This window comes from Halomonas sp. 11-S5 (assembly GCF_029889825.1).
In the GTDB taxonomy this organism is placed as follows: domain Bacteria; phylum Pseudomonadota; class Gammaproteobacteria; order Pseudomonadales; family Halomonadaceae; genus Halomonas.
Genome location: NZ_JARANW010000004.1, coordinates 145,420 through 168,609, shown reverse-complemented (window position 1 = coordinate 168,609; position 23,190 = coordinate 145,420). Strand labels below are relative to the sequence as shown.

22 protein-coding genes are annotated in these 23,190 nt (G+C 66.6%); 7 read left to right on the top strand and 15 right to left on the bottom strand.

The window, feature by feature from the left end; genetic code table 11:
• Positions 1-17: 17 nt before the first annotated feature.
• From OP497_RS05090 to iadA, 7 genes are all read left to right on the top strand, one after another.
• Positions 18-1,370, top strand: a complete 1,353-nt coding sequence (locus tag OP497_RS05090; protein ID WP_280546961.1) for a nitrate/nitrite transporter — start codon at positions 18-20, stop codon at positions 1,368-1,370.
• Between the two features lie 178 nt (positions 1,371-1,548).
• A complete protein-coding gene (locus OP497_RS05085) occupies positions 1,549-1,989 on the top strand; it encodes a hypothetical protein (RefSeq protein ID WP_280546960.1) in 441 nt (146 codons plus the stop codon).
• Entirely contained in the window at positions 1,986-2,567 is a 582-nt protein-coding gene (locus OP497_RS05080; protein WP_280546959.1) for a cytochrome c oxidase subunit 3 family protein, read from the top strand. Before OP497_RS05085 ends, OP497_RS05080 begins: the two co-directional genes overlap by 4 nt.
• Before the next feature lie 116 nt (positions 2,568-2,683).
• Positions 2,684-2,977, top strand: coding sequence for a cytochrome C oxidase subunit IV family protein (locus OP497_RS05075; protein WP_280546958.1), 294 nt, complete (start codon positions 2,684-2,686; stop codon positions 2,975-2,977).
• Between the two features lie 249 nt (positions 2,978-3,226).
• Positions 3,227-4,075, top strand: a complete 849-nt coding sequence (locus OP497_RS05070) for a cyanophycinase (protein WP_280546957.1) — start codon at positions 3,227-3,229, stop codon at positions 4,073-4,075.
• Entirely contained in the window at positions 4,072-6,708 is a 2,637-nt protein-coding gene (cphA, locus tag OP497_RS05065; protein WP_280546956.1) for a cyanophycin synthetase, read from the top strand. The genes OP497_RS05070 and cphA overlap by 4 nt, the downstream gene beginning before the upstream one ends.
• Positions 6,705-7,880 carry a beta-aspartyl-peptidase gene (iadA, locus tag OP497_RS05060; RefSeq protein ID WP_280546955.1) on the top strand — a complete coding sequence of 392 codons (1,176 nt, stop codon included), beginning with the start codon at positions 6,705-6,707 and terminating at the stop codon, positions 7,878-7,880. Before cphA ends, iadA begins: the two co-directional genes overlap by 4 nt.
• Before the next feature lie 13 nt (positions 7,881-7,893).
• Here iadA and OP497_RS05055 read toward each other — a convergent pair whose 3' ends face one another.
• The 15 genes from OP497_RS05055 to nirJ form a co-directional block, all read right to left on the bottom strand.
• Positions 7,894-8,115, bottom strand: a complete 222-nt coding sequence (locus OP497_RS05055) for a hypothetical protein (protein ID WP_280546954.1) — start codon at positions 8,113-8,115, stop codon at positions 7,894-7,896.
• Between the two features lie 41 nt (positions 8,116-8,156).
• Complete coding sequence (locus OP497_RS05050; protein WP_280546953.1) at positions 8,157-10,103, bottom strand: VWA domain-containing protein; 1,947 nt, start codon at positions 10,101-10,103, stop codon at positions 8,157-8,159.
• Positions 10,104-10,112: 9 nt separating this feature from the next.
• Positions 10,113-10,925 carry a CbbQ/NirQ/NorQ/GpvN family protein gene (locus OP497_RS05045; protein WP_280546952.1) on the bottom strand — a complete coding sequence of 271 codons (813 nt, stop codon included), beginning with the start codon at positions 10,923-10,925 and terminating at the stop codon, positions 10,113-10,115.
• 72 nt (positions 10,926-10,997) lie between these two features.
• Positions 10,998-12,353, bottom strand: coding sequence for a cbb3-type cytochrome c oxidase subunit I (locus OP497_RS05040; RefSeq protein WP_280546951.1), 1,356 nt, complete (start codon positions 12,351-12,353; stop codon positions 10,998-11,000).
• Positions 12,354-12,391: 38 nt separating this feature from the next.
• Positions 12,392-12,844 carry a cytochrome c gene (locus OP497_RS05035; protein ID WP_280546950.1) on the bottom strand — a complete coding sequence of 151 codons (453 nt, stop codon included), beginning with the start codon at positions 12,842-12,844 and terminating at the stop codon, positions 12,392-12,394.
• A 188-nt stretch (positions 12,845-13,032) separates the two neighbouring features.
• Positions 13,033-13,797 carry an amino acid ABC transporter ATP-binding protein gene (locus OP497_RS05030; protein ID WP_280546949.1) on the bottom strand — a complete coding sequence of 255 codons (765 nt, stop codon included), beginning with the start codon at positions 13,795-13,797 and terminating at the stop codon, positions 13,033-13,035.
• Between the two features lie 22 nt (positions 13,798-13,819).
• On the bottom strand, positions 13,820-14,902 hold the full coding sequence (locus tag OP497_RS05025; protein WP_133481942.1) for an amino acid ABC transporter permease: 1,083 nt from the start codon (positions 14,900-14,902) through the stop codon (positions 13,820-13,822).
• Between the two features lie 28 nt (positions 14,903-14,930).
• Positions 14,931-16,109 carry an amino acid ABC transporter permease gene (locus tag OP497_RS05020; RefSeq protein ID WP_280546948.1) on the bottom strand — a complete coding sequence of 393 codons (1,179 nt, stop codon included), beginning with the start codon at positions 16,107-16,109 and terminating at the stop codon, positions 14,931-14,933.
• 81 nt (positions 16,110-16,190) lie between these two features.
• Complete coding sequence (locus OP497_RS05015) at positions 16,191-17,219, bottom strand: amino acid ABC transporter substrate-binding protein (protein ID WP_133481635.1); 1,029 nt, start codon at positions 17,217-17,219, stop codon at positions 16,191-16,193.
• Between the two features lie 128 nt (positions 17,220-17,347).
• The gene (locus OP497_RS05010) at positions 17,348-17,665 is read right to left on the bottom strand and encodes a carboxymuconolactone decarboxylase family protein (RefSeq protein WP_133481633.1); all 318 of its coding nucleotides are present in this window, start codon (positions 17,663-17,665) and stop codon (positions 17,348-17,350) included.
• A 73-nt stretch (positions 17,666-17,738) separates the two neighbouring features.
• Positions 17,739-18,125, bottom strand: coding sequence for a SirB2 family protein (locus tag OP497_RS05005; RefSeq protein ID WP_280547040.1), 387 nt, complete (start codon positions 18,123-18,125; stop codon positions 17,739-17,741).
• 87 nt (positions 18,126-18,212) lie between these two features.
• The gene (locus tag OP497_RS05000) at positions 18,213-19,427 is read right to left on the bottom strand and encodes an NnrS family protein (protein ID WP_280546946.1); all 1,215 of its coding nucleotides are present in this window, start codon (positions 19,425-19,427) and stop codon (positions 18,213-18,215) included.
• Between the two features lie 96 nt (positions 19,428-19,523).
• A complete protein-coding gene (locus tag OP497_RS04995) occupies positions 19,524-21,107 on the bottom strand; it encodes a nitrite reductase (protein WP_280546945.1) in 1,584 nt (527 codons plus the stop codon).
• The gene (gene cobA / locus OP497_RS04990; protein ID WP_280546944.1) at positions 21,104-21,952 is read right to left on the bottom strand and encodes a uroporphyrinogen-III C-methyltransferase; all 849 of its coding nucleotides are present in this window, start codon (positions 21,950-21,952) and stop codon (positions 21,104-21,106) included. Before cobA ends, OP497_RS04995 begins: the two co-directional genes overlap by 4 nt.
• Positions 21,953-21,971: 19 nt before the next feature.
• Complete coding sequence (nirJ, locus tag OP497_RS04985) at positions 21,972-23,189, bottom strand: heme d1 biosynthesis radical SAM protein NirJ (protein ID WP_280546943.1); 1,218 nt, start codon at positions 23,187-23,189, stop codon at positions 21,972-21,974.
• Between the last annotated feature and the right edge of the window lies 1 nt (position 23,190).

Genomic DNA, 23,190 nt, shown 5'->3' with positions numbered 1-23,190 from the left:
TGCCTGAGGGGAATACCATGAAACATCTCGAGGGGGTGACCCCACCCCAGCAATACCGGGCCCTGGGACTCAGCACCCTGGCCTTTACCACCTGCTTCGCGGTGTGGACGATCTTTTCCATTATCGGGATCCAGATCAAGCAGGACCTGGGGCTCAACGAGACCCAGTTCGGCATCCTGGTCGCCACGCCGATACTGACCGGCTCCATCAGCCGCATCTTCCTGGGCATCTGGACCGAGCAGTTCGGCGGCCGCCGCGTGTTCAGCCTGCTGATGCTGATCACCGCGGTCTGCGTCTTCATGCTCTCCTACGTCCAAACCTATGCCATGTTCCTGGTCGCGGCGCTCGGCGTGGGCCTGGCCGGGGGCTCCTTCATCGTCGGCATCGCCTACACCTCCTACTGGTTCGAGAAGGAGAAGCAGGGCACCGCACTGGGCATCTTCGGTGCCGGCAACGCCGGTGCGGCGGTGACCAACTTCGGCGCGCCCTTCTTGCTGCTGGCGCTGGGCTGGGAGCAGACCGCGGTGGTCTACGCCATCGTGCTGACCGTGGTCGCCGTGGGCTTCTGGGTCTTCTCCAAAGAGGATCCACTGACCCGCGCCCGGCGCGGCCAAGGCGGCAAGGGCTCCTCTGCCCGCGAACAGCTGGAGCCGCTCAGGCACCTGCAGGTGTGGCGCTTCGCCCTCTACTACTTCTTCGTGTTCGGCGCCTTCGTCGCCTTGGCCTCTTACCTGCCGCGCTACTACGTCGGCGCCTACGATGTCAGCATCGCCGTAGCCGGCAGCCTGGCGGCCCTCTACACCCTGCCGGCCAGCGTGTTTCGCGCCCTGGGCGGGTGGATGTCCGACCGCTATGGCGCCCGGTCGATCATGTATATGACCTTCATCGCCTCGCTGTTGTGCCTGTTCCTGCTGGCCTACCCCGAGACCAGCTACGTAGTGCAAGGCAAGGAGGGCGAGATCGCCTTCACCCTGGCCATGCCGCTGTGGGGCGTGGTGGTGCTGACGGTGCTGCTGGGCTTCTTCATGTCGCTGGGCAAGGCCGCCGTCTACAAGCACATCCCGGTCTACTATCCCGAGAATGTCGGCTCGGTGGGCGGTCTGGTCGGCATGATCGGCGGCCTGGGCGGCTTCTTCCTGCCGATCATGTTCGGCATCGTGCTCGACCTCACCTGCGTCTGGACCAGCTCCTACATGGTGCTGTTCGTACTGGTGGCGGTCTCGCTGGCCTGGATGCATGGCGCCATTCGCCGCATGGAGCGCCAGAGGGTTCCCGAACTCGGCGAGGAGCGCTATCGCTACCTGCCGGAGATCCAGGGGCCTGCGGAGCACTATGCCGAGCGCAGAAGGACCCAGCAGACCGAGGAGTGACTCCGCATCCCAAGCGTCGAGAATGCCACCTGCGGGTGGCATTCTCGTTTTCGGCGAGGTGTCTTGATCCAGGCCAGGAAAATCTGCCGCACCTCGCGCTATAGTGGCATCTGAAATACATCAATAGGCCGACCCCCGATGCGGGTCCCGGCCATATGCCAGATGCGAGGTGTCTCCCATGTCCCACACCCTGGCCCACGAAGGTTCCGCCAACCCCCACAAGGCCGACCGCGGCCGCGGCGCGGCCATCGTCGTCTATATGCTCTTCCTGGGCAGCGTGCTCGCCGTCGTCACCGCGCCTGTCGGCGTGCTGATCGCCCACCTGAAGCGCCGAGGCGCCGAGCCTTGGGTGCAGAGCCACCTGCAGTTCCAGATCCGCACCTTCTGGCTGGGCGTGCTGGGCGGCGGTCTCTTCATCGCCACCTGGCAACTACTGGGGCTGGTGGGCGCCCCTGCCGTGGCGCCCTGGGCGCTGGGCTACATCTACTTCACCGCCTGTCTGATCTGGATGGTGGCGCGCTGTGGCGTGGGCATCAGCCGCCTGACCGCCAACCAGCCGGTGACCAACCCGTGCAGCCTGGCCTTCGGCGGCGCCCGGGTGACCCTGGCGGACGGATGAACGAGCGCGCCCTGTCACGCGAGCTGCCTAACCCTGGGTGGGGGCCACTCTCGGCGCTGCCCGGCAATCCGCTGATGTGGGTGCTGATCTTAAGCGAGATGCTGGTCTTCAGCGCCTTCTTCGCCCTGTATGCCACGGAGCGGGTGGCGGCGACGGCCATGTTCGACGCCTCCCAGCGCGAGCTCGACCCGTTGATGGGCGGGCTCAACACCCTGGTGCTGCTGACCAGCGGGCTCTGCGTGGCCCTGGCCGTGGAGGCCGTGAACACCGAACGGGTCCGCCGTGCCCGCCAGTGGTTGGGCGCCGCCATGGCGCTGGGCGTGCTGTTCGGCGTGATCAAGGTGGTCGAATACTCGAGCAAGTTCGCCGCCGGCATCACCCCGGAAACCAACACCTTCTTCGGCTTCTACTACGGGCTCACCGCCTTCCACTTCGCCCACGTGCTATTCGGCCTGGCACTGCTGGCGCTGGTGACCTGGCGTACCTCCCCCGAAAACGTGGAGACCGCTGCCGCCTTCTGGCACATGGTCGACCTGATCTGGATCCTGCTCTACCCGCTGCTCTATCTATTACGCTGAAGGCTCTCTATCCAGCTGAGGGCTCTCCCTCAAGCTGAAGGCTCTCTATCCAGCTGAGGGCTCTCTATCCAGCTGAGGGCTCTCTATCAAGCTGAAGGCTCCCTCCCGAGGTGATCATGACCGACCTGCCCGGCACCCGCCGCCTGCTCGCGACCTGGGCCACGCTGATGGCCCTGACGCTGCTCTCGATGGTCTTGGCGCGCCTCGACCAGGACAGCTGGCAGGCGCTGCCGCTCTGGTCAGCAGGCCTGGTGATCGCCGCCACCGGCTTCAAGGCCCACCGGCTGCTGATGGTCTATCTCAATCTGCGCGCCGCCACCCCGGCCTGGAAAGGCACCTTCGTGGGCCTGGTGGTGCTGACGCTGGCACTGATCGCCGGCGGCCACCTGGTGGCGCGGCTGGCCGGCTGACGCCGACTCCAGCACCCGGGTATCGCCGCCGCGGATCGAACGCGCGAGCCTCCACCTGGCGCCTCCTGGCCAGCCGCGGTATCGCATCGCCGCTTACCGTTACTCCCGAGCCAGCGAGAACGTGCCCCGCGTTGGGATGCCTGTTATAAGTGAAAGTGTAGGCGGTAAGCATCCTGCCATTCGGCAAGTGACTCACGCGAACGTGGCTTCTGCGTTGGCTCAAAAGCGTCGCTGGGCGACGAAAGGATTATGACCTCGCCACCCTTCTCGACATCCGGCACCCTCGTGGCCATCGGCGGTGCCGAGGACAGGAAATCCGACCTGGAGATCCTCAAACGGGTTTTCACCCTGGCCCCTGCGGGTAACCACGAGGTTGCGGTCATCGCCACGGCGAGCAGCATTCCCGACGAGGTGCTGCCCGACTACGAAGCGGCCTTCTCTCGCCTGGGCGCCAGCCGCGTCCATTTGCTGGAGATCCGGGATCGCCAGCAGGCGGCCGACGGCGATGCGATACGCCTGATCGAGCAAAGCGGCGTCATCTTCTTCACCGGCGGTGATCAGCTGCGCCTGACCAATGTCCTGGGGGGCTCCCCGGTGCTGTCTGCCATCCGCCAGCGCCTGGAAGACGGCGCGGTGGTGGCCGGAACCAGTGCCGGCGCGGCGGCCATGCCGGGCACCATGATCTACAATGGTGCCGCCGCCGATGCCCTGCGCAAGGGCGCCGTCAACATGACCTTCGGCCTGGGGTTGGTCGATGGCCTGATCATCGACAGCCACTTTCTCGAGCGTGGGCGCTTCACCCGCCTGATGGAGGTCGGAGCGAGCAACCCGGAACACCTCGGGGTGGGCCTGGGCGAGGATGCTGGTGTGATCATCCACCCCCATGGCATTCTCGAGGCCATCGGTCCGGGCCATGTCATCCTCATCGATAGCCGGGAATTGGCGAGCTCGAACATCGCCGACCTTTCCATGGGCGAACCGGTGGCCATCGAGCACATGATTCTCCATGCGCTGGTCAGCGGCCATGGCTTCGATGTCGAGGCGCGGCGCTATCTCGTTCCCCAGGAACTCGGCGCCATTCTCGCGGAGAGTCAATGAACATTCTCGAGCACCGGGCCCTGCGCGGCCCGAACTACTACAGCCGCTACCCGGCGATCTTCCTGCGCCTGGACATCGAGGACCTCGAGGAGACGCCAAGCGACCTCGTCCCCGGCATCGTCGAACGGCTTAGCGCCCTGCTGCCGACCCTGCACGAGCACCGCTGCTCGGTGGGCCGGCCCGGTGGCTTCCTCGAGCGGCTGGAGCGTGGCACCTGGGCCGGCCATGTCGTCGAACATGTCGCCATCGAGATGCAGAACCTGATCGGCTTCTCGGTAGGCTATGGCAAGACCATCGACAGCTATGAGACAGGCATCTACAACGTCGTGTACCGCTACCGGGATGAGGCCTGTGGCCTGGCCGCCGGCGTCGAGGCCGTCGACCTCGTCGAACGACTGTTCGCCGGCGAGGAAGTCGACATGCCGGCGATCATCGACCGCCTCAAGCAGGTGCGCGACGCCCACATGCTGGGCCCCTCCACGGCCGCCATCGTCGGCGCTGCCAACCAGCGGAGCATTCCCCATACCCGCTTGAGCGAGGAAAACAGCTATATCCAGTTTGGCCATGGCCATCGGCAGCAGCGTATCCAGGCGACGGTGACCGGCCATACGGACCTGATCGGCTTCGGCATCGCCGACGACAAGGAGTGGACCAAGCAGGTACTCGGCGATGCCGGGATTCCTGTGCCCCAGGGACGGGTGTGCGACTCCTTCGACGAGGCGCTCGAGGCCGTGGGCGCCATCGGCTATCCCGTCGCGGTGAAGCCCGTCATCGGCAACCATGGCCGCGGGGTGAGCACCAACATCGAGGACGATCAGGCGCTGCATGACGCCTTCGAGATCGCCGCCCATCGCAACCCCTCGGTGATCGTCGAACAATACATCCGTGGCGAGGATCATCGCCTGCTGGTCATCGACGGCAGGCTCGTGGCCGCCGCGAGGCGCCGCCCGGCGCATGTGGTCGGCAACGGAGTCGATACCCTGCAGGCCCTGGTCGACAGGGAGAACCAGGACCCGCGCCGCGGCATCGGCCACGAGAACCTGCTGACCCAGATCCCGCTGGACGAGCAGTCGCTAAGGATGATCGGCCAGCAGAACCTGACCCTGCAGAGCGTCATACCAGCCGATGAGATGGTCTTCCTCAAGCCCACGGCGAACCTCAGCACCGGCGGCACGGCCACCGACGTGACCGACGATGTCCATCCAGAGGTACGCTACACGGCGGAGCGCATCGCGCGACTGGTGGGGCTCGACATCATCGGCATCGACCTGCTGGCCGAGACCCTGACCCGGCCGCTGGAGGAGCAGTCCGCCGGGGTCGTCGAGGTCAACGCCGGACCCGGCTTTCGCATGCACCTCTCGCCCACCCACGGCGAGGGCCGGGATGTCGGTCGCCCGGTGATCGACATGCTGTTCCCCGACAGCGAAGACACGGGGCGCATTCCCGTCGCCGCGGTCACCGGCACCAACGGCAAGACCACCACGGTGCGCCTGCTCTCGCACCTGCTGCGCCAGGCGGGACGCAATGTCGGCATGGCCTGCACCGGGGCCATCGAGGTCGACAACCATGTGATCCTGCGCGGTGACTACAGCGGTCCCCAGGCGGCCGCGATCGTGCTGCGCGAGCCCACGGTCGAGTGCGCCGTGCTCGAGGTCGCCCGCGGCGGCATCATGCGCCGCGGCTTGGGGTTCGACGAGTGCGACGTCGGGGTATTGCTCAATATCGCCAGCGACCACCTGGGCGAGCACGACATCCATACGCTCGATGAACTGGCGCGCTGCAAGACAGTAGTGATCGATGCCGTCCGCCAGGGCGGGACGGCCGTGCTCAATGCCGACGACCCCAGGGTGCTGGAGGGCCAGGAGTGGGCACGGGGCGAGATCATCTTCTTCACCCTGGACCCCGACTCGCGCCCCGTCCGTCAACATGTCCGCGAACACGGCGTCGCCTTTACCGTCCACAACGAGCGCATCGTGATGCGCCAGGGCCATGTCGAGGCCGAGGTGATCCCGGTGGTGGATGTACCGATCACCTTCGAGGGGCACGCGCGCTTCAATGTCGCCAATGCCCTGGCCGCCAGCGCCGCCGGCTATGCCCTGGGCCTCTCCATCGCCGATATCCAGCGGGGTCTGCAGACCTTCCACCCGACGCCGGGGCAGAATCCCGGCCGCACCAACCTCATCGACGCCGACGGCATGAAGGTGCTGATCGACTACGGCCACAACGTGCCGGCTCTCGAGGCCTTGAGCGAACTGGTGAGCGCTATTCCGGCCCGGCGACGCATCAGCGTGGCCAGCGCCCCGGGGAATCGCCGCGACGAGGACCTGTTCACGCTGGGCAGGCTGCTTGCCCGGATGCACGACGTCCTGTTCATCTACGAAACCGATGCCCGCGGTCGTGCCATTGGTGACGCCGCTGGCCTGCTGCGCGACGGGGCCGAATCCGTGCCAGGCGCCTGCCGGGTAGAGATCATCATGGAAGAGTCCCAGGCCGTCGACAGGGCCTTCGATGAGGCAAGTGAAGGCGACCTGCTGGTGTTGCTGATCGATGATGTCGAAGGCGCCATCGAGCGCCTGAAGGGTCGTCGTTTCTCGCCGCCAGCGGCGACGCCCCCCACGGATGCGTTGCCATGATGCCCCGCGAGGATCGGGACGCCCCCCTGCTGACTCTGCTGCGCGTTGGACGCATCTTCGCGCCACAACCGCTCGAGGCCACCGAGATCCTCATCGCCGACGGCCGGATCGCGGCCCTGGGGCGAGATCTCGAGATCCCGGCGGGCTGGCCGGTGCGGGTCGTGGAGGCCCGCGATCTCGTCGCCGTTCCCGCCTTCATCGACCAGCACGTGCATGTGACCGGCGGCGGCGGCGAGGGGGGCTGCGGCACCCGTTGCCCGGAGATCACCGCCCACGAGATTGCGTCCATGGGCATTGGCACCGTGGTAGGCGTGCTGGGCACCGACGGCATCAGCCGTTCCCCTGCAGACCTGCTGGCCAAGGTGCGCGGGCTCAAGGCCGAGGGTATCGCCGCCTACATGTACACGGGGTCCTATCGCGTTCCGCCACCGACTCTCACCGGCGACGTACAGCGCGATCTGGCCTGGATCCCCGAGGTCATCGGCCTGGGCGAGATCGCCATCTCGGATCATCGCTCCAGCCAGCCGCGCCAGGACGAGATCGAGCGACTGGTCAGCGAGGTGCGCGTCGGTGCCATGCTGGCCGGCAAGCGGGGCATCTGTCATTTCCACGTCGGCGATGGCAAGCGGGGCCTGACGCCGCTGCACCGCCTGCTCAGCGAGACCGAGATCCCCGCCGAGCAGGTGATCCCGACGCATGTGAACCGCCATCGCGAGCTGCTCGAGGAGGCCGCCGACTATGCGCTGACCTTCGACGCCAACGTGGATGTGACCGCCTTCGACGATGCCGACGAGGACGACCTGAGCGGCTTCGGTGCGGTGTCGCGGTTGCTCAGGCGCGGCGTCCCGGTCGAGCGCATCACCATGAGTTCGGACTGCAACGGCAGCCTGCCCGAGTTCGACGCCCGGGGCGCCTATATCGGCATGCGGGTGGCGGGCAACACCACCCTGATCGCGGACTGGCAGCGCCTGGTACGCGAGGAGGTGCTGCCCCTGGAGCAGGCCCTCGGCCTGATCTCGGGAAACGTGGCACGAGTGCTCGGGCTCGATGGCCAGAAAGGCCGCCTGGCCGTCGGCCATGACGCCGACGTGACCCTGCTCGACGGCGACCTCCAGCCGCAGCAAACCTTCGTGTCAGGGAAATGCGTCTATGCCAGGGACGGCTCGACGTAGCGCCGCGGGCGCCTCAGTCTCGAGAGCCCTCATGACTCGGCGGCGGCGTGGTCCGCGCCCACGCCTCCAGGGCACGCCCCAGGCGCATGAGACCGTAGACCACGAAGGGCACGGCGAGCATCAGCGCCACGCCCCAGTCGCGATTGTTGATCAGCCATACCAGCGGCAGCACCAGCGCCACGGCGACCAGGCACCAGGCCGCCATGGCGAGGATGAGTCGGGTTTGTGTGGTCATGGCGGAACTCCTCATGGATCGGGGTCTCGACGTGCGCTGGTTCAGCTGGCGATGATCTGGCGGTAGATGCCCGGCAGCGCCAGGGAGAGGTGTTCGGGACGCTGCACGATGGCATAGCCGCCGCGGCCGAACAGGTGGGGGATATACTGCCCCGCTTCGCGGTCGATGGTCACCCCGAACACTTTCACCTCCTGGCGGCGTGCCTCGAGCACCGCCTTGCGGGTGTCCTCGATACCGTAGCGCCCTTCGTAGTAGTCGTTGTCGTTGGGCTTGCCGTCGGTCAGCAGCAGCAGCAGACGATGGCGATTGGGTCGCTCGGCCAGCTGCCCTGTCAGGTGCCGGATCGCCGGCCCCATGCGGGTATAGCTGCCCGGCTTGAGCGCGGCGATACGCCGCGAGACCCGCTCGCCCATGGGTTCATCGAAGGCCTTGAGGGTCTTGACCCACACCTTGTGGCGGCGCTGGGAGGTGAAGCTGTGGATCGAATAATCATCGCCGCAGCCGGCCAGGCCATGACCCAGCACCAGCAGCGCCTCCTTGGCCACGTCCAGCACTCGGCGATCCTGCAGCCAGGCCTCGGTGGAGAGCGAGACGTCCACCAGGATCGATACCGCCAGGTCGCGGGCCTGGGTGCGGGTGTCCACGTAGAGCCGGTCGCTGGACTCGCCGGTGGCGGCCAGGTCGCAGCGGGCGCGGATCACCGCGTCCATGTCGAGCTCGCTGCCGTCCAGCTGGCCACGCAGGAGCTCGCGCCGCGGTCGCAGGGCCTCGAACTCGCGGCGCACCCGGCGGATGCGCCGACGCGTCGCCTCGTCGGGGGTCCAGTTTTCCCCCTCCTCGCTCTGCACGTCGCTGAGCACCACGCAGTGATCGGGCAGGTAGGCCTGCTTGCGGTGATTCCACTCGGGATAGGTATGACGCCCCGTCAGCCGACCACCAGCGACCTCATCCGGGGCCAGGTCGAGGTCGAGCTTGAGTCGGGTGGCCGCCTTCTTGCGGTTGGGCGTCAGCACGATCTCGTCGATCTGGTCGGCGGCCTTCTTGGCCTCTTCCTCTTCATCGTCGTCCACGAGGCGGTTGAGGTTCACCATCTCAGCCCAGGAGAGCATCTTCTCCATGTTGTTGAGCATCAGCGGGTCGTCGCGGTCGGCCTGGTCCTGCTCGCGGCGGTCGGCCTTGCGCTTGCCCTGGTCATCCTCGGGGGAGTCACCGGCAGGCGCCATGTCTTCATCGTCGTCGACGGTGGCTTCGCGGGCTCCGTCGCGGGTGCCGAGGGTCACGGCCTGGCCCCATAGCGGCACCGGCAACGGTGGGCGATAGCCGCGCGGGGCGCGAAATGCCGCGAGCGAAACGTCCGACTCGCGGATAGCGCGTTGCATGGCCGCGGCCCAGGCCTCGTCGGGGTCGGGGGCACCCAGCTCAGCGCAGAGTACCGCCTCCAGGGCCGCCTCCATGGGCGGCAGCCGCTTGCGCTGCGGGCGAATGGCGAGCAACTCGCCGCACAGGCGCACGTAGCGATCCGTCAGTCCCGGGAAGCGGGCCAGGGCGGCCCGTGCGGTGCGGCGTGCCTCGCGCAGGCGCGCCAGATCGGCCTGCAGCGGGTCCGCGGGAAGCGTCACCGGCCGGGCCTCGGCCAGGAAGGCGGTGAGCCACAGGTAGAGGTCGCGGTTGAGGGCGGCCTCGGGGAAGAGCGCCAGGCGCGGCGGCAGCAGCAGGTGCTCCTCGTCGCGGCGAGCCTGGTCGAGGTCCTCCTCGTCGAGGCCCAGGCGCTGGCGAAGGCTCAGCCGGTGGGCGGAACCACGCCGGGCGATGGCGGCCACCTCGAGGCCGGCCTCGCCGCCGCCGGCACGAAAGAAGACGCCGAGCATGGGGCGCAGGCTCTCGAGGGCCACCGCCGCCTCGGGGTGGTCCGGATAGCTCGCCGCGCCGGAGGCCCAGCGGTGCCAGAAGCGGCCGACGGTCTCCTCGACCTCAAGAAAGTCCAGCATGATCAGATCTCAACCAAAGGTGGCCTGAATGGCTTCCATCAGCCCCTCCTGGACGTCCGCATCGTCCGAGAGCGGCTCCACCAGGGTGGCGCGGGCGGCATCGAGGATCGGCATGCCGGCGCCGATCAGGGTCGCGCAGTAGACCAGCAAGCGGGTAGAAACGCCCTCCTCCAGGTCCTGGCCCTTCATGGCGCGCAGGCTGGCCGCCAGGTTGACCAAGGCGGCGCACTGGTCGGCTGGCAGGCCGCTCTCCCGGGCGACGATGTCGCGCTCTACCGCCGGCGGCGGGAAGTCGAAGGACATCGCCACGAAGCGCTGGCGGGTGCTCGGTTTCAGGGACTTGAGGATGTGCTGGTAGCCGGGATTGTAGGAGACCACCAGCATGAAGTCGTCCGGCGCCTCGAGCAGCTCGCCGGTGCGCTCCAGCGGCAGTAGCCGCCGGTCGTCGGTGAGGGGGTGCATCACCACGGTGACGTCCTTGCGCGCCTCCACCACCTCGTCGAGGTAACAGATGCCGCCCTCGCGCACCGCACGGGTCAGGGGGCCGTCGACCCAGCGGGTCTCGCCGCCCTGCAGCAGGTAGCGCCCTGTCAGGTCGGCGGCGGTCAGGTCATCGTGGCAGGAGACGGTGAACAGCGGCTTGCCGAGCTTCGCCGCCATATGACTGACGAAGCGGGTCTTGCCGCAGCCGGTCGGCCCCTTGAGCAGCAGCGGCAGGCGCTGCTGGAACGCCTGCTCGAACATCGCGCACTCGTTGCCCACGCTCTGGTAATAGGGAATCTCTTGCTCGCTGGCGTTGGCGGCCACGGAAGAAAGGGGCATGAAGATCACTCCTGTCAGGGTGATTTACGAAGAACCGAACGAAAGAGGGCCCCGAGCGGGGCCCTCGGGTGGTCAGGCGCGCTCGGGGCCTGCGGTCAGCTGGGTGCCACCAGCCGGCACCTGCTCGCGGGCCGGGCCGAAGAAGGCGTAGAGCAGCATCACCGCTCCCACGGCCACCGCGATACCGGCGCCCAGACGCATCATATAGAAGAGGCCGAGCTGGTCCTGCACCTCCATGTAGTTCATGCCCAGCACGCGCTGCAGATGGGTCTGGACGACACCGGCGAAGGTCAGCGTGAAGGTCATGAAACACATGGCACCGGTCATGACCCAGAAGCCCCACATGTTCAGCACCTGGTTGTAGGGCTGGACGCGGCGCAGCTGCGGCATGGCGAAGGTGATCACGCCGAGCATCAGCATCACGTAGGCCCCGTAGAAGGCCAGGTGGCCGTGGGCGGCGGTGACCTGAGTGCCGTGGCTGTAGTAGTTGACCCACGACAGGGTGTGCATGAAGCCCCATACACCCGCGCCGAAGAAGGCCACGGCCGGGCAACCCAGGGCCCACAGCATGGCGGCCTTGTTGGGATGGTTACGGCTGCCCTTCCAGAACATGGTGAAGGCGAACACCACCATGGCGAAGAAGGGGATCACCTCCAGGGTCGAGAAGATGCTGCCGATGGGCTGCCAGTAGCTCGGCGCGCCGATCCAGTAATAGTGGTGGCCGGTACCCAACAGGCCCGAAAACAGCGACAGGCCGACGATGATATAGAGCCACTTCTCGATCACCTCGCGGTCGACGCCGGTCATCTTGATCAGCAGGTAGCCCAGCAGCGCCGCCATGATCAGCTCCCACACGCCCTCGACCCAGAGGTGCACCACCCACCACCAGTAGAGCTTGTCCACGGCGAGGTTGGAGGGGTTGTAGAAGGCGAACAGCCAGAACACCGCGGCCAGCCACAGGCCCAGCATCAGCACCAGGTTGATGGCGGTCCGGCGGCCCTTGAGCAGGGTCATGCTGGTGTTGAACAAGAACATCAGGAAGGAGATGGTGATCAGCACCTTGACCCAGAACGGCTGCTCCAGGAACTCGCGCCCCTCGTGGATCCCTAACTGGTAGCCGACCAGTGCCGCGGCCCCGGCAAAGGCGAAGATCGCCAGCTGGATGTAGGCGATGGTGGGGCTATGGATCTCCTGCTCGGCCTCTTCCGGCATCAGGTAGTAGGTGGCACCCATGAAGCCAATCAGCAACCAGACGATCAGCAGGTTGGTGTGGCTGACGCGCATGATGTTGAAGGGCATCAGCTCGGACATGAAGTTGGGCCAGGCATAGACGCTGGCGGCCAGCAGCCCGAAGACGATCTGCAGGGCAAAGAGCGCCATGGCCACCATGAAGAATGGCAGCGCCACCTTCTGGGTTTCGTATTTCATCGGTGTCGTTCTCCTTGATTCATCCGCGGTCCAGCGGCTCAGCCGGCGGGGGTCGGCGGCCAGTCCTGAGTATTGATACCGTCAGTCCACTCCAGGAAGTCGATCAGCGACTGCATCTCTTCCTCGCTGAGGTCGAAGGCCGGCATCTGGCGGCGCCCCTGGGCGCCCAGCGGTTGGGCGCGGATCCACGCGGCAAGCCCCGCGCGGGCCGCCTCCGGGTTCTTGTGCCCGCCGTAGCGTTCCCAGACATTGCCCAGCTCCGGCGCGAAGTAGGCCCCCTCACCCAGGATGGTGTGGCAGTTGATGCACATGTTCTTTTCCCACACCTCCTTGCCGAGCTTGACGGACTCGGTGAGCCCTGCGCTGTCGGTGGACGTGTTGACCATGTACCAGTGGCTGTGCGCCGTCAGCGCGGCAAACAGCAGAAAGAAGAACAGCGACCCGCCGTAGAAGATGTTGCGGGCCGCCGACTTGGTGAGACCGTCGGCCATGGACCATACCCCCTTGCTCGTGTGGCAGTGCCGCCGCCGTTCACGGCATGCAGCCCTGCGTTCCTTTTAAGATGTATCGCAGATACATGTTAAGCGTAGCAGCAGAGCACGGGGTGAGACTTTGACACCGGTCAATTTCCGGGGAAGGAAGGCGGGCGACAGCCGACATGATGCCGCCCGGGAGGGGCTCAGTGGCCGAGGATCTGGCTGAGGAACAGCTGGGTGCGCTCGGACTTGGGGTGGTTGAAGAAGGTCTCGGGGGGGGCCTGCTCGATGATCTGCCCCTGATCCATGAAGATGACCCGATCGGCCACGGTCTTGGCGAAGCCCATCTCGTGGGTGACGCAGAGCATGGTCATGCCGTCGCGGGCCAGCTCGACCATGACGTCGAGCACCTCCTTGATCATCTCGGGGTCCAGCGCCGAAGTCGGCTCGTCGAAGAGCATCACCTCCGGCTGCATGCACAGCGCCCGGGCGATGGCCACCCGCTGCTGCTGGCCGCCGGAGAGCTGGCCCGGGTACTTGAGGGCCTGGTCGGCGATCTGTACCCGTTCGAGAATCTCCATGGCCGTGCGCTCGGCCTCGGTACGCGGTTTCTTCTGCACCCAGGTCTGGGAGATACAGCAGTTTTCCAGCACGCTCAGGTGGGGAAAGAGGTTGAAGTGCTGGAACACCATGCCGACGTTGCGGCGGATCTGCTCGATGCGCTTGACGTCCCGGGTCATGGGCATGCCATTGACCACGATGCGCCCTTCCTGGTGTTCCTCGAGATGGTTGATGCAGCGGATCAGCGTCGATTTGCCCGACCCCGAGGGGCCGCAGATGACGATGCGCTCGCCCCGTGCGACCGTCAGGTCGATGTCGCGCAGCACGTGGAAGTCGCCGTACCACTTGTTGAGCCCAGCGATCTCGATCATCGGCGAGTCGGCCCGGGCGGCGTTTGCCTGGTTCATGAGAAGATCCCGTTCGTGGTTGTCAGTTGCGGTGGCCGGTGTGCAGGCGCCGCTCGATGTGCTGGCTGTAGCGCGACATGCTGAAGCAGAACACCCAGAACACCAGCGCGGCGAAGACATAACCCTCGGTAGCAAAACCCAGCCAGTCGCTGTCGGTCAGCCCCGAGCGAATGATCGCCAGCAGGTCGAAGAGCCCGATGATCAGCACCAGCGAGGTGTCCTTGAACAGCGCAATGAAGGTATTGACGATGCCGGGGATGACCAGCTTGAGCGCCTGGGGCAGCACGATCAGCCCCATGCGTTGCCAATAGCCCATGCCCATCGCCTTGGCCGCCTCTTCCTGCCCGCTGGGGATGGCCTGCAACCCGCCACGCACCACCTCGGCCATGTAGGCGCTCCAGAAGAACATGATGCCCACCAGGGCACGCAGCAGCTTGTCGAACTCGACCTGAGAAGGCACGAACAGCGGCAGCATTACCGAGGCCATGAACAGCACGGTGATCAGCGGCACGCCGCGCCAGAACTCGATGAACACCACACAGAAGCCGCGCACCAGCGGCATCTGCGAACGCCGCCCCAGCGCCAGCACGATACCGATGGGCAGCGAACCGACGATGCCCACCGTGGCGATGGTCAGGGTCAGCATCACGCCGCCCCAGTTGCCGGTTGGCACTTGTTCCAGGCCAAACACACCCCCTACCAGCAGGAAGAAGGCGATGACGGGAAAGGCGACCATGGCGAACAGACCCACCCAGCGCTTGGCGGGCAGGCGCGGGATGGCCAGCCAGGCGATCAGGATCGCCAGCGCGGCGAAGACCAGGTCCACCCGCCAGCGCTCGGCACCCGGGTAGAAGCCGTAGACGATCGACTCGAAGCGCGCGCTGATGAAAACCCAGCAGGCTCCCTCGCCACTGCACGCCTCGCGGGAGTTGCCGAGCCAGTCGGCCTGGAACACCGCCCACTGCAAGACGGGCCAGAGCACCATGGCCAGCAGCGCCACGGTCACCAGGGTCACCGCTCCGTTGAGCAGGGTATTGAAGAGGTTGGCCTGCAGCCAGCCGAGCAGGCCACGGCGCAGGTCGGGCGGCCGGCGCTCGGCGACCATCTCGGTCACGGTCGTGGTATCCACCATCTCAGCGCTCCTTGAGCAGCGTGCGCGCGTTGTAGAGGTTCATCAGCGCGGACACTATCAGGTTGATCAGCAGGTAGACGGCCATGGTCATGGCGACGATCTCGATGGCCTGACCCGTCACGTTCAGCGCCGTGCCGGAGAACACCGCCACCAGGTCCGGATAGCCGATCGCCGTGGCCAGCGAGGAGTTCTTGATCAGGTTGAGGTGCTGGCTGGTCAGCTGCGGCACGATCACCCGCATCGCCTGGGGAATCACCACCTTGCGCAGGATGATGCCGCCGGGCAGGCTCAGCGCCTGGGCCGCTTCCACCTGCCCCTGGGGCACCGACTGGATGCCCGAGCGCACGATCTCGGCGATGAAGGAGGCGGTGTAGATGGAGAGCGCCAGCCACAGGGCGATCAGCTCGGGGAGCACCGTCACGCCACCCTGGAAGTTGAAGCCCTTGAACGCCGGGAGGGACCACTCCAGCGGCATGCCGGTGGCGACGAAGACCACCGACGGCAGGCCGATCAACAGCAGGGCGCCCAGCTTGAACACCGGTAGCGGCCGGCCGGTCTTCGCCTGGCGTTGCTTGGCGTGACGCGCCAGCCACCAGGTGGCGATCACCGCGACCAGCAGTGCCCAGGGGGTGGCGGCGAATCCGGCCAGCGGCTGGGGGTCGGGCAGCACCAGGCCGCGCACGTTGAGGAAGATCACCTCGAACAGCGAATGACTGTTCTGTGGGCTGGGCAGGGCCTGCAGCACGGCGAAGTACCAGAACAGGATCTGCACCAGCAGCGGGATGTTGCGGAAGATCTCCACATAGGCGGTGGCCAGCCGGGCCAGCAGCCAATTGGGCGACAGTCGGGCGATGCCCACGGCGAAGCCGATCAGGGTCGCCGCCACGATGCCCATGGCGGAGACCAGCAAGGTATTGAGCAGCCCCACCACGAAGGTGCGGGCATAGGTGCTGTCGCCGGAATAGTCGATCAGGGTCTGGGGGATGGAGAAGCCGGCCCGGTCCTGGAGAAAGCCGAAGCCGGTGGAGATGCCCCGGGCCTCGAGGTTGGCCATGGTGTTCGACACCACCATGGCGATGAACGCCCCCAGCGCCAGCAGCAGGATGCCCTGCACCAGCAGGGCGCGGAAGGTGGGATCACGCCATAGCGGCCCCCGCTCCCGTGAGGAAGAACGCAGCATATCGAGCCTCGCAGACGTACCCGAAACGGCACCACGCATGTTGCCATGCGTGGTGCCCGGTCATTGGACGATCAGGGTGGGTCAGCGGACCGGCGGTGCGTAGAGGATGCCGCCCTCGTTCCACAGCGCATTCACGCCGCGGCTGATCTGCATGGGGGAGTCCTCGCCCACGGTGCTGGCGAATACCTCGCCGTAGTTGCCGACGTGGGCGATCAGCTGATAGGCCCAGTCGTTCGCGAGCCCTAGCTGCTCGCCATAATCGCCATCCACGCCCAGCAGGCGCGCCACCTGAGGATTGGGCGGGTCGGCCTTCATCTCGTCGACGTTGTCGCTGTTCACCCCGAGCTCCTCGGCATTGACCATGGCAAAGACCGACCACTTGACGATGTCCAGCCACTGGTCATCGCCCTGGCGGACCACGGGCCCGAGCGGCTCCTTGGAGATCAGCGTCTCGAGGATCTCGACGCTGCCCGGCTCCGGCAGCTGCAGGCGCAGGGCGCTGAGCTGGGAGGTGTCGGAGGTCAGGATGTCACAGCGGCCGCTGGCGAAGCCCTGGGCGGTCTGGTCGGGGGTGTCGAAGGTGACCGTCTGGATATCGATGCCGCGGGAGGGAAAGTAGTCGGCCAGGTTGAGCTCGTGGGTGGTGCCGGACTGGATGCAGATCGAGGCGCCGTCGAACTGCTCAGGCCCCTCGATACCCAGGTCCTTGGCCACCATGAAGCCCTGACCGTCGTAGAAGGTGGTGGCGGTGAAGTTCAGACCCAGCGAGTTATCTCGAGTCGCCGTCCAGGTGGTATTGCGCGAGAGGACGTCGATCTCGCCGGATTGCAGGGCGGTGAAGCGTTCCTTGGCGGTCAGCGGCGTGAAGGAGACCGCCTCGGGGTCATCGAAGATGGCGGCGGCGATGCCGCGGCAGGTCTCCACGTCCAGCCCCTGCCAGGTCCCATCCTGATCGGGCGAGGAGAAGCCGGAGAGGCCGACGTTGACGCCACAGCGCAGCTCGCCCCGCTCCTTCACCTCGTCCAGGGTGGCCGCCGAGGCAGAGGAGATCATACCGACGCAGAGAGCAGCGGCAGAAAGGGACAGCAGTGTCTTGTTGTTGTACCGCATGAAAAGACTCCAGATTCTGTTAGGTCGAGTAGTGCTGATGCAGCAGCCTCGAAACTAACAGACCCGGGAGCCTCGTCGCCAACCGGCGATTAAACGCTTGTCCCAGCCGCTCCCGGGCCTACCGGGGGTCAGGACTCGGTAATGTCCTCGATCCAGGTCAACGCCGCGACGCCGCTGGGCAGGCCCAGGGTGGGAATGGCCAGCATGGCTACCTGCTTGAGCGCCGCGGCGGACTCGCCCTCCTCCAGGCCACGCCGTACATGGGAGTGCACGGCACCCTCGGAACGCGCGCCCACCGCCAGCGCCAGCTTGACCAGGCGCCGCGTGCGCGCGTCCAGCGGGCCGGACTCGGCACAGGCCCGGCCCAACTCAGCGTAGGCTTCCCAGATCTCGGGATACTGCTCGGCTACCTGGCCGGCGCCGGCGGGAAGTTCCTGTTTCGACATGAGATCGTCCTTCTGAACAAGAGTGGCCGGGACAGTATAGGCCAGCCATGGTCCAGCACGCTCATCCCTTGCGTCAGGCCAGCCAGGAAAGCGCGCTATGACGGATCGCCGCGCCCAGCATGTAGGCGAAGGTGAGTACCGCCGCCAGGGCGGTAATGGCTCTTGCCCGCGGTGTCCGGCCGCGCTTGATCGCCACCGTGCCCAGGCCGATGTAGGCCAGCAGGGCGATCAGCTTGGCGGCCAGCCAGGGATGCTGGTGGGGCCATAGCGAGAGCATCACCATCAGTGTCACGCCCAGCGCCAGCAAGGTGCTATCGATGAGGTGGGGCAGCACCTTCACCCAGCGACGCTGCAGCAGGGGGATCTCCCTCACCGACCACCAGGCCCGGAGCATGAAGAACAGGATGCTCAGGCTGGCCGCCGTGACATGCAGCTGCTTGATCAGGACATAGTGTTCCAGCAAGTCTGCCTCCTTGCGTCGGGTAACGGCGGAATCATCGGTGCGAGGCGCGACGCCTGCGGCGCGCCGCTGGCATGAGGCGTCCGGCTAGCCATCCTTGCCGTCGGGACGCGCCGAGAGCAGCGGCCCCGTAAAGTGAAACAGGAAGATGACGTAGGCCAGGCACCAGAAGATGATGCCCAGGTTGTAGGTCCAGTGGGTGATCTGCGGGAAGAGCGCCAGCACCGGCGAGCGCAGCAGCGCCGCGGCCACCATCAGCCCCAGGGCCACGCCGATGCCCGGCAGGGTGCGGATGGGGCGCGCGGTATGGCCCAGCGAGACCCGCGACATCATCGCCAGCATCATGGTGCCCATGCCGCCGATGGTCAGGGCGTGTACCGCCAACTCGGCCCGAAAGGCCCCCAGCAGCGCCAAGGCCCACATGGCCAGGCCCACGGGAATGAAGGCGTAGCTCAGATGCAGTGCCCAGAGCAACGGCTCGCGCCAGCTGTGAAGGCCTCGCCAGCGCGACAGCCGCACAGCATTGGCCAGGGCGGCCAGGCCCATCAGCGCGGCCAGCAGGACGCCGGGGACCGCCACGCCGAGCACCACCAGCAGCTGGCCCAGCACCACCGCCATGACGCTGCCCAGGCTCAGGGTTTCGAGGGCCGGGATCGGTGGCTTACGGGTCAGCCCCAGGCGGTTGGCGGTAAACATGGCGATCACCCGGCCGCCCACCACCACCATCAGCAGGGTGAACAGCAGCACCGCCAGGTAGGCGGCCTGGCGAATCAGCTCGGCGTCGCCGGTCAACGCCCCCAGGTGCATGGCCAGGTTGGCCAGGGTCAGCAGCGCCAGGGCCGGCAGGAAGACCAGATTGCGCCAGCGCTTCGCCTCGATCACCAGCATGGCCATGACCCCCGCCACCACTGGCAGGAAGGCCAGGTCGACCAGCATCGGCAGCCAGGCCGGCAGGCCCAGGGGAAAGGCCATTAACACCCGCCCGGCCAGCCAGAGCCCGACCAGCGCCAGCAGCCGCCCCCCCTTGAGGCTGGGCAGCCCGGTCCAGTTCTGCACCGCGGTGAGCAAAAAGCCCGCCACCACGGCGGCGGCGAAGCCGAACAGCATCTCGTGCTGGTGCCAGAACATCAGGCCACCGACGGGACGCAGCAGGATATCGCCATGCCAGAAGGCGAACCATACCCCCATGGAGAGCACGCTGAACAGCGCGGCCAGCAGGAAGAAGGGCCGGAAGGCCAGGCGCGACACCGGCAGGCGCGACAGCGTGGAGGAGCGGACGGAAGAGGAAGAGCTCGATTGCATGGTGCCATACCCGACTAAAACGCTTGGTTATGGCCATTGTGCCCCACTCCCGGCGCGCCTTCCATGACAAGTATCAAGAATACTTCTTATGATACCTCAGTGGCTGGTGCCCTCCTCATAGTGCGTCTTGTTCCAGACATTGTACTTGCCGGAGGGCTTGCTCATGGGAATGCGCTGCTCTTCCTCCAGGGTATCGGCGTCATAGACGATCACCGCGCCGTCGTCCTCCCAGAGGCTCAGCAGCAGCTTCTCGCCATAGCGATCGAACTCCACGTGGGCGGCGGTCTGGCCGGGTTCGGGGATCAGCGTCTCGACGATCTCCAGGGTGGCCTTGTCGATCACGTGTACCCGGTCGCGGTTGGGGCCGAAGAAGACATCCACCCAGGCGTAGGGCGAATTGGCATGGCTGCGCATGAAGAAGCCGGGACCGTCGGTCTCGAGGGTTTTGATCACTTCCCAGTTCGTCATGTCGATGATCGATACCGCCGCCTTGCCCAGATGGGGAAGGGCCATCACCCGGCGACCCTGGTACTCCCAGGTGATGCCCGAGCCGAGGTGCGGCATGCCCTCCAGCGGCAGGTCGGCCACCTTTGCGCCGCTATCCAGGTTGATCACCATGCCACCCTGGCCATCACTCTCCCCACCTCGGGAGGCGCCGATGACGTGTTCATATTCGAGATCGAAGAAGAAGTCGTCCAGGTAGTCAGGCACCGGGATGCGCCGCACCCGGAAGTTGGGCGTGTCATGCCCGCGGTGCTGATCCAGCGGCGTCGCCATGTGGCCGGTGGCGACCACCGGCTCGGTGGGCAGCGGCCAGGGAATCTCCCACACCTCCTCGATGTCCTTGAGGGCGGCGATGAAGCTGCCCCGCGGCGGCGCGGCATAGACGGCACTGACCCGCGAGCTCTCGCCATCCTCGCCCACCGCCGGGTAGACCTTCATCAGGTCGAGGTTGTGGGCGTCGAACAGCACCAGGCTGTGGGGCAGGTAGTTGGCGGCCATCACGTAGCGGCCATCGGCGGAGACGGCGATGTTGCGCATGTTGATGCCGGCGCGTACCTCGGCCACCACCTCCAGGTTGTAGAGGTCGACCTTGGTGATCCAGCCGTCCCGGGAGCCGAAGAAGACATGGCGCCCATCGGGGATGAACTTGGGCCCGCCGTGCAGGGCGTAGCGGGTCTCGAAGCGGTGGATGCGCTCGAAGGTATCGCCGTCGAGCAGGCTGGCATGGTGATCGCCGGTCTCCACCACGATGAACAGGTTGAGCGGGTCGGCATCGAAGCGGGGCTCGTCGGGCAGGCTGCCATCCGGGTGGGTAACCTCCTGGCTGGCGAGGATCTCATCGCGTCCCCAGGTGGGTTCGACCTCGGGCGCGCGGTAGATCCACTCGGCCAGCGAGGCGATCTCGGCCTCGTCGAGCTGCGCGCCGAATGCCGGCATCTGGCTGGCCGCTCGCCCGTCGCGGATCACCGCCTCGGCGGCCTGCGGCTTTAGCCGCGAGAGGTTGCCCGGCAGCAGCGCCGGGCCGATGCCGCCCAGGCGCTCCTCGCCATGGCAGGACGCGCACTGGGCCTGATAGAGCTCGCGGGTGTCGTCGGCAATGGCGGGTACCATGGCCATGGCCAGCAGCGCCACGGCGAAAGACTTCAGGGCGGTCTGGAGGGAAGCGACGCATCTCACAGGGCAATCCGCTCCCGCACCAGTTCCAGGGTCTCGCCCTCGGCAAAGGTCGCCTCCTTGGGGGCCGGCTGAGCCAGGATGTTAGCCAGGCGCACCACCTCGCCGACCACGATCAGGGTCGGCGGCTTCAGCCCTTCCCGCGCGATGGTCTCGACCAGCTCACCCAGGCAAGTGATCACCTGGCGCTGCTCGGGGGTGGTACCGCGCTCCACCAGGGCCACCGGATGGTCCGCGGGCAGGCCGTGGTCCTGCAGTTGCTGGCTGATCAGCTCGGCGTTGGCCAGCCCCATGTAGAAGACCGCCGTGTGATGCGGCACCGACAGGGAGGTCCAGTCCAGGGCCAGGTCGCCGTCGCCCTTGCAGTGACCGGTGACGAAGGTAACGCTCTGGGCGTAGTCGCGATGGGTCAGCGGGAAGCCACCATAGGCGGCACAGCCCTGGGCGGAGGTGATGCCCGGCACCACCCGGAAATCGATGCCATGGCCGATCAGCACCTCGGCCTCCTCGCCGCCGCGACCGAAGATGTAGGGGTCGCCGCCCTTGAGCCGCACCACCCGCTTGCCCTCCTCGGCCAAACGCACCAGCAGGGCATTGGTCTCGTCCTGGGTCAGGGCATGGCAGCGCGAGGCCTTGCCCACGTAGAAACGCCGGGCCCGGGGGCTGGCCAGGGCCAGCACCTCCCGGGAGACCAGGCGATCGAAGACCAGGCAGTCGGCCTGTTCGAGCAACGACAGGGCGCGCAGGGTCAGCAGCCCCGGGTCACCGGGCCCGGCACCGACGATGGCCACCTCGCCGGGTGCCAGAGGTGACTCGGCGAGGTCATAGGAAACGCGACGTGTCGGCATGGCGGAATTCCTCGCAAGCCTACGGAAGTTCGACGGCCTGGATGGCCTCATGGGGTGGGGAGACATAGGGGGCAAAGATACGGCGCTCGCCCGCGTCGGCGACCCCGATCTCGCCGTTGGTCAGGTAGCAGCCGGGATCCTCTTCCCAGGGGTCACCGGAGACCTTCCAGGCCCGCACCCGAGTATTGCCGTTGCAGATCGGCAGGTAGTGGCACTCACCGCAGCGCCCCTTCACCGGCCGCGGTCTCTGGCGAAAACCCAGCATCAAGGGGTCCCGGGTGTCGCGCCAGATCGCGGAGAAGGGTCGCTCGCGTACATTGCCCAGGTCGTGGTCCCACCAGAAGGTGTCGGGGTGGACGTGGCCCAGGTTGTCGATGTTGGCGATATGCTCGCCGGAGGCGTTGCCGCCCCAGTTGAGCAGGCGCCGTTCCAGGGCCTCGGCCTGCTCGGGGAAGTGCTGGCGGGCCCACATCAGCAGGAAGGGGCCGTCGGCGTCGTTGTTGCCGGTGACATACTCCCGCTCCACCCCGCGCTCGAGCTCGTCTCGGCAGTGGTCGAAGAGCCGGGTCATGGCGTCGCGGGTCATCTGGTGCCAGGCGTCCTGCTTGCTGTGGCGTCGGCCGCGGCCGCCGTAGTTGAGGTGCGAGAGGTAGAACTTGTCGACGTCGTGTTCGTCGATCAGCGCCAGGATGTCGCCGAGCTGCTCGTAATTCTCGCGGGTCAGGGTGAAGCGCAGGCCGACCTTGATGCCGCGCGCCTTGCAAAGCTTCACCGCGTGCATCGACTCGCGGAACGCCCCCTGGCGCTGGCGGATGACGTCGTGGGTGGCCTCCAGGCCGTCGATGCTGATGCCCACGTAGTCGTAGCCGACCTCGGCGATCCGATCGATATTCTCCTCGGTGATCAGGGTGCCGTTGGTGGAGAGCCCGGTGTAGATACCCAGCTCACGTGCGCGGTGGGAAAGCTCGAAGATGTCGGGGCGCATCAGCGGCTCGCCGCCGGAGAGGATCAGCGCCGGCACCCGGAAGGCGTGCAGGTCGTCGAGCACGGCGTGGGCCTCGGCGGTGGAGAGCTCGCCAGTGAAGTCGATGTCGGCCGAGGTGGTGTAGCAGTGCTTGCAGGTCAGGTTGCAGCGGCGGATCAGGTTCCAGATCACCACCGGACCGGGCGGCTTGCGAGCGGCAGGGATGGGGCCCGGCTCGAGCAGCGACTTGATGTAGCGGGTGACGCGGAACATG

Excerpts from the sequence above, each read along its gene's own strand:
- OP497_RS05070 (WP_280546957.1), top strand. The coding sequence starts at position 3,227 with ATGACCTCGCCACCCTTCTCGACATCCGGCACCCTCGTGGCCATCGGC.
- OP497_RS05025 (WP_133481942.1), bottom strand. The coding sequence starts at position 14,902 with ATGGTCGCCGAGCGCCGGCCGCCCGACCTGCGCCGTGGCCTGCTCGGC.
- OP497_RS05010 (WP_133481633.1), bottom strand. The coding sequence starts at position 17,665 with ATGTCGAAACAGGAACTTCCCGCCGGCGCCGGCCAGGTAGCCGAGCAG.
- cobA (WP_280546944.1), bottom strand. The coding sequence starts at position 21,952 with ATGCCGACACGTCGCGTTTCCTATGACCTCGCCGAGTCACCTCTGGCA.
- OP497_RS05075 (WP_280546958.1), top strand. The coding sequence starts at position 2,684 with ATGACCGACCTGCCCGGCACCCGCCGCCTGCTCGCGACCTGGGCCACG.
- cphA (WP_280546956.1), top strand. The coding sequence starts at position 4,072 with ATGAACATTCTCGAGCACCGGGCCCTGCGCGGCCCGAACTACTACAGC.
- OP497_RS05080 (WP_280546959.1), top strand. The coding sequence starts at position 1,986 with ATGAACGAGCGCGCCCTGTCACGCGAGCTGCCTAACCCTGGGTGGGGG.
- OP497_RS05090 (WP_280546961.1), top strand. The coding sequence starts at position 18 with ATGAAACATCTCGAGGGGGTGACCCCACCCCAGCAATACCGGGCCCTG.
- OP497_RS05000 (WP_280546946.1), bottom strand. The coding sequence starts at position 19,427 with ATGCAATCGAGCTCTTCCTCTTCCGTCCGCTCCTCCACGCTGTCGCGC.
- OP497_RS05055 (WP_280546954.1), bottom strand. The coding sequence starts at position 8,115 with ATGACCACACAAACCCGACTCATCCTCGCCATGGCGGCCTGGTGCCTG.
- OP497_RS05040 (WP_280546951.1), bottom strand. The coding sequence starts at position 12,353 with ATGAAATACGAAACCCAGAAGGTGGCGCTGCCATTCTTCATGGTGGCC.
- OP497_RS05035 (WP_280546950.1), bottom strand. The coding sequence starts at position 12,844 with ATGGCCGACGGTCTCACCAAGTCGGCGGCCCGCAACATCTTCTACGGC.
- iadA (WP_280546955.1), top strand. The coding sequence starts at position 6,705 with ATGATGCCCCGCGAGGATCGGGACGCCCCCCTGCTGACTCTGCTGCGC.
- OP497_RS05020 (WP_280546948.1), bottom strand. The coding sequence starts at position 16,109 with ATGCTGCGTTCTTCCTCACGGGAGCGGGGGCCGCTATGGCGTGATCCC.
- OP497_RS05050 (WP_280546953.1), bottom strand. The coding sequence starts at position 10,103 with ATGCTGGACTTTCTTGAGGTCGAGGAGACCGTCGGCCGCTTCTGGCAC.
- OP497_RS05085 (WP_280546960.1), top strand. The coding sequence starts at position 1,549 with ATGTCCCACACCCTGGCCCACGAAGGTTCCGCCAACCCCCACAAGGCC.
- OP497_RS05045 (WP_280546952.1), bottom strand. The coding sequence starts at position 10,925 with ATGCCCCTTTCTTCCGTGGCCGCCAACGCCAGCGAGCAAGAGATTCCC.
- OP497_RS05015 (WP_133481635.1), bottom strand. The coding sequence starts at position 17,219 with ATGCGGTACAACAACAAGACACTGCTGTCCCTTTCTGCCGCTGCTCTC.
- OP497_RS05030 (WP_280546949.1), bottom strand. The coding sequence starts at position 13,797 with ATGAACCAGGCAAACGCCGCCCGGGCCGACTCGCCGATGATCGAGATC.
- nirJ (WP_280546943.1), bottom strand. The coding sequence starts at position 23,189 with ATGTTCCGCGTCACCCGCTACATCAAGTCGCTGCTCGAGCCGGGCCCC.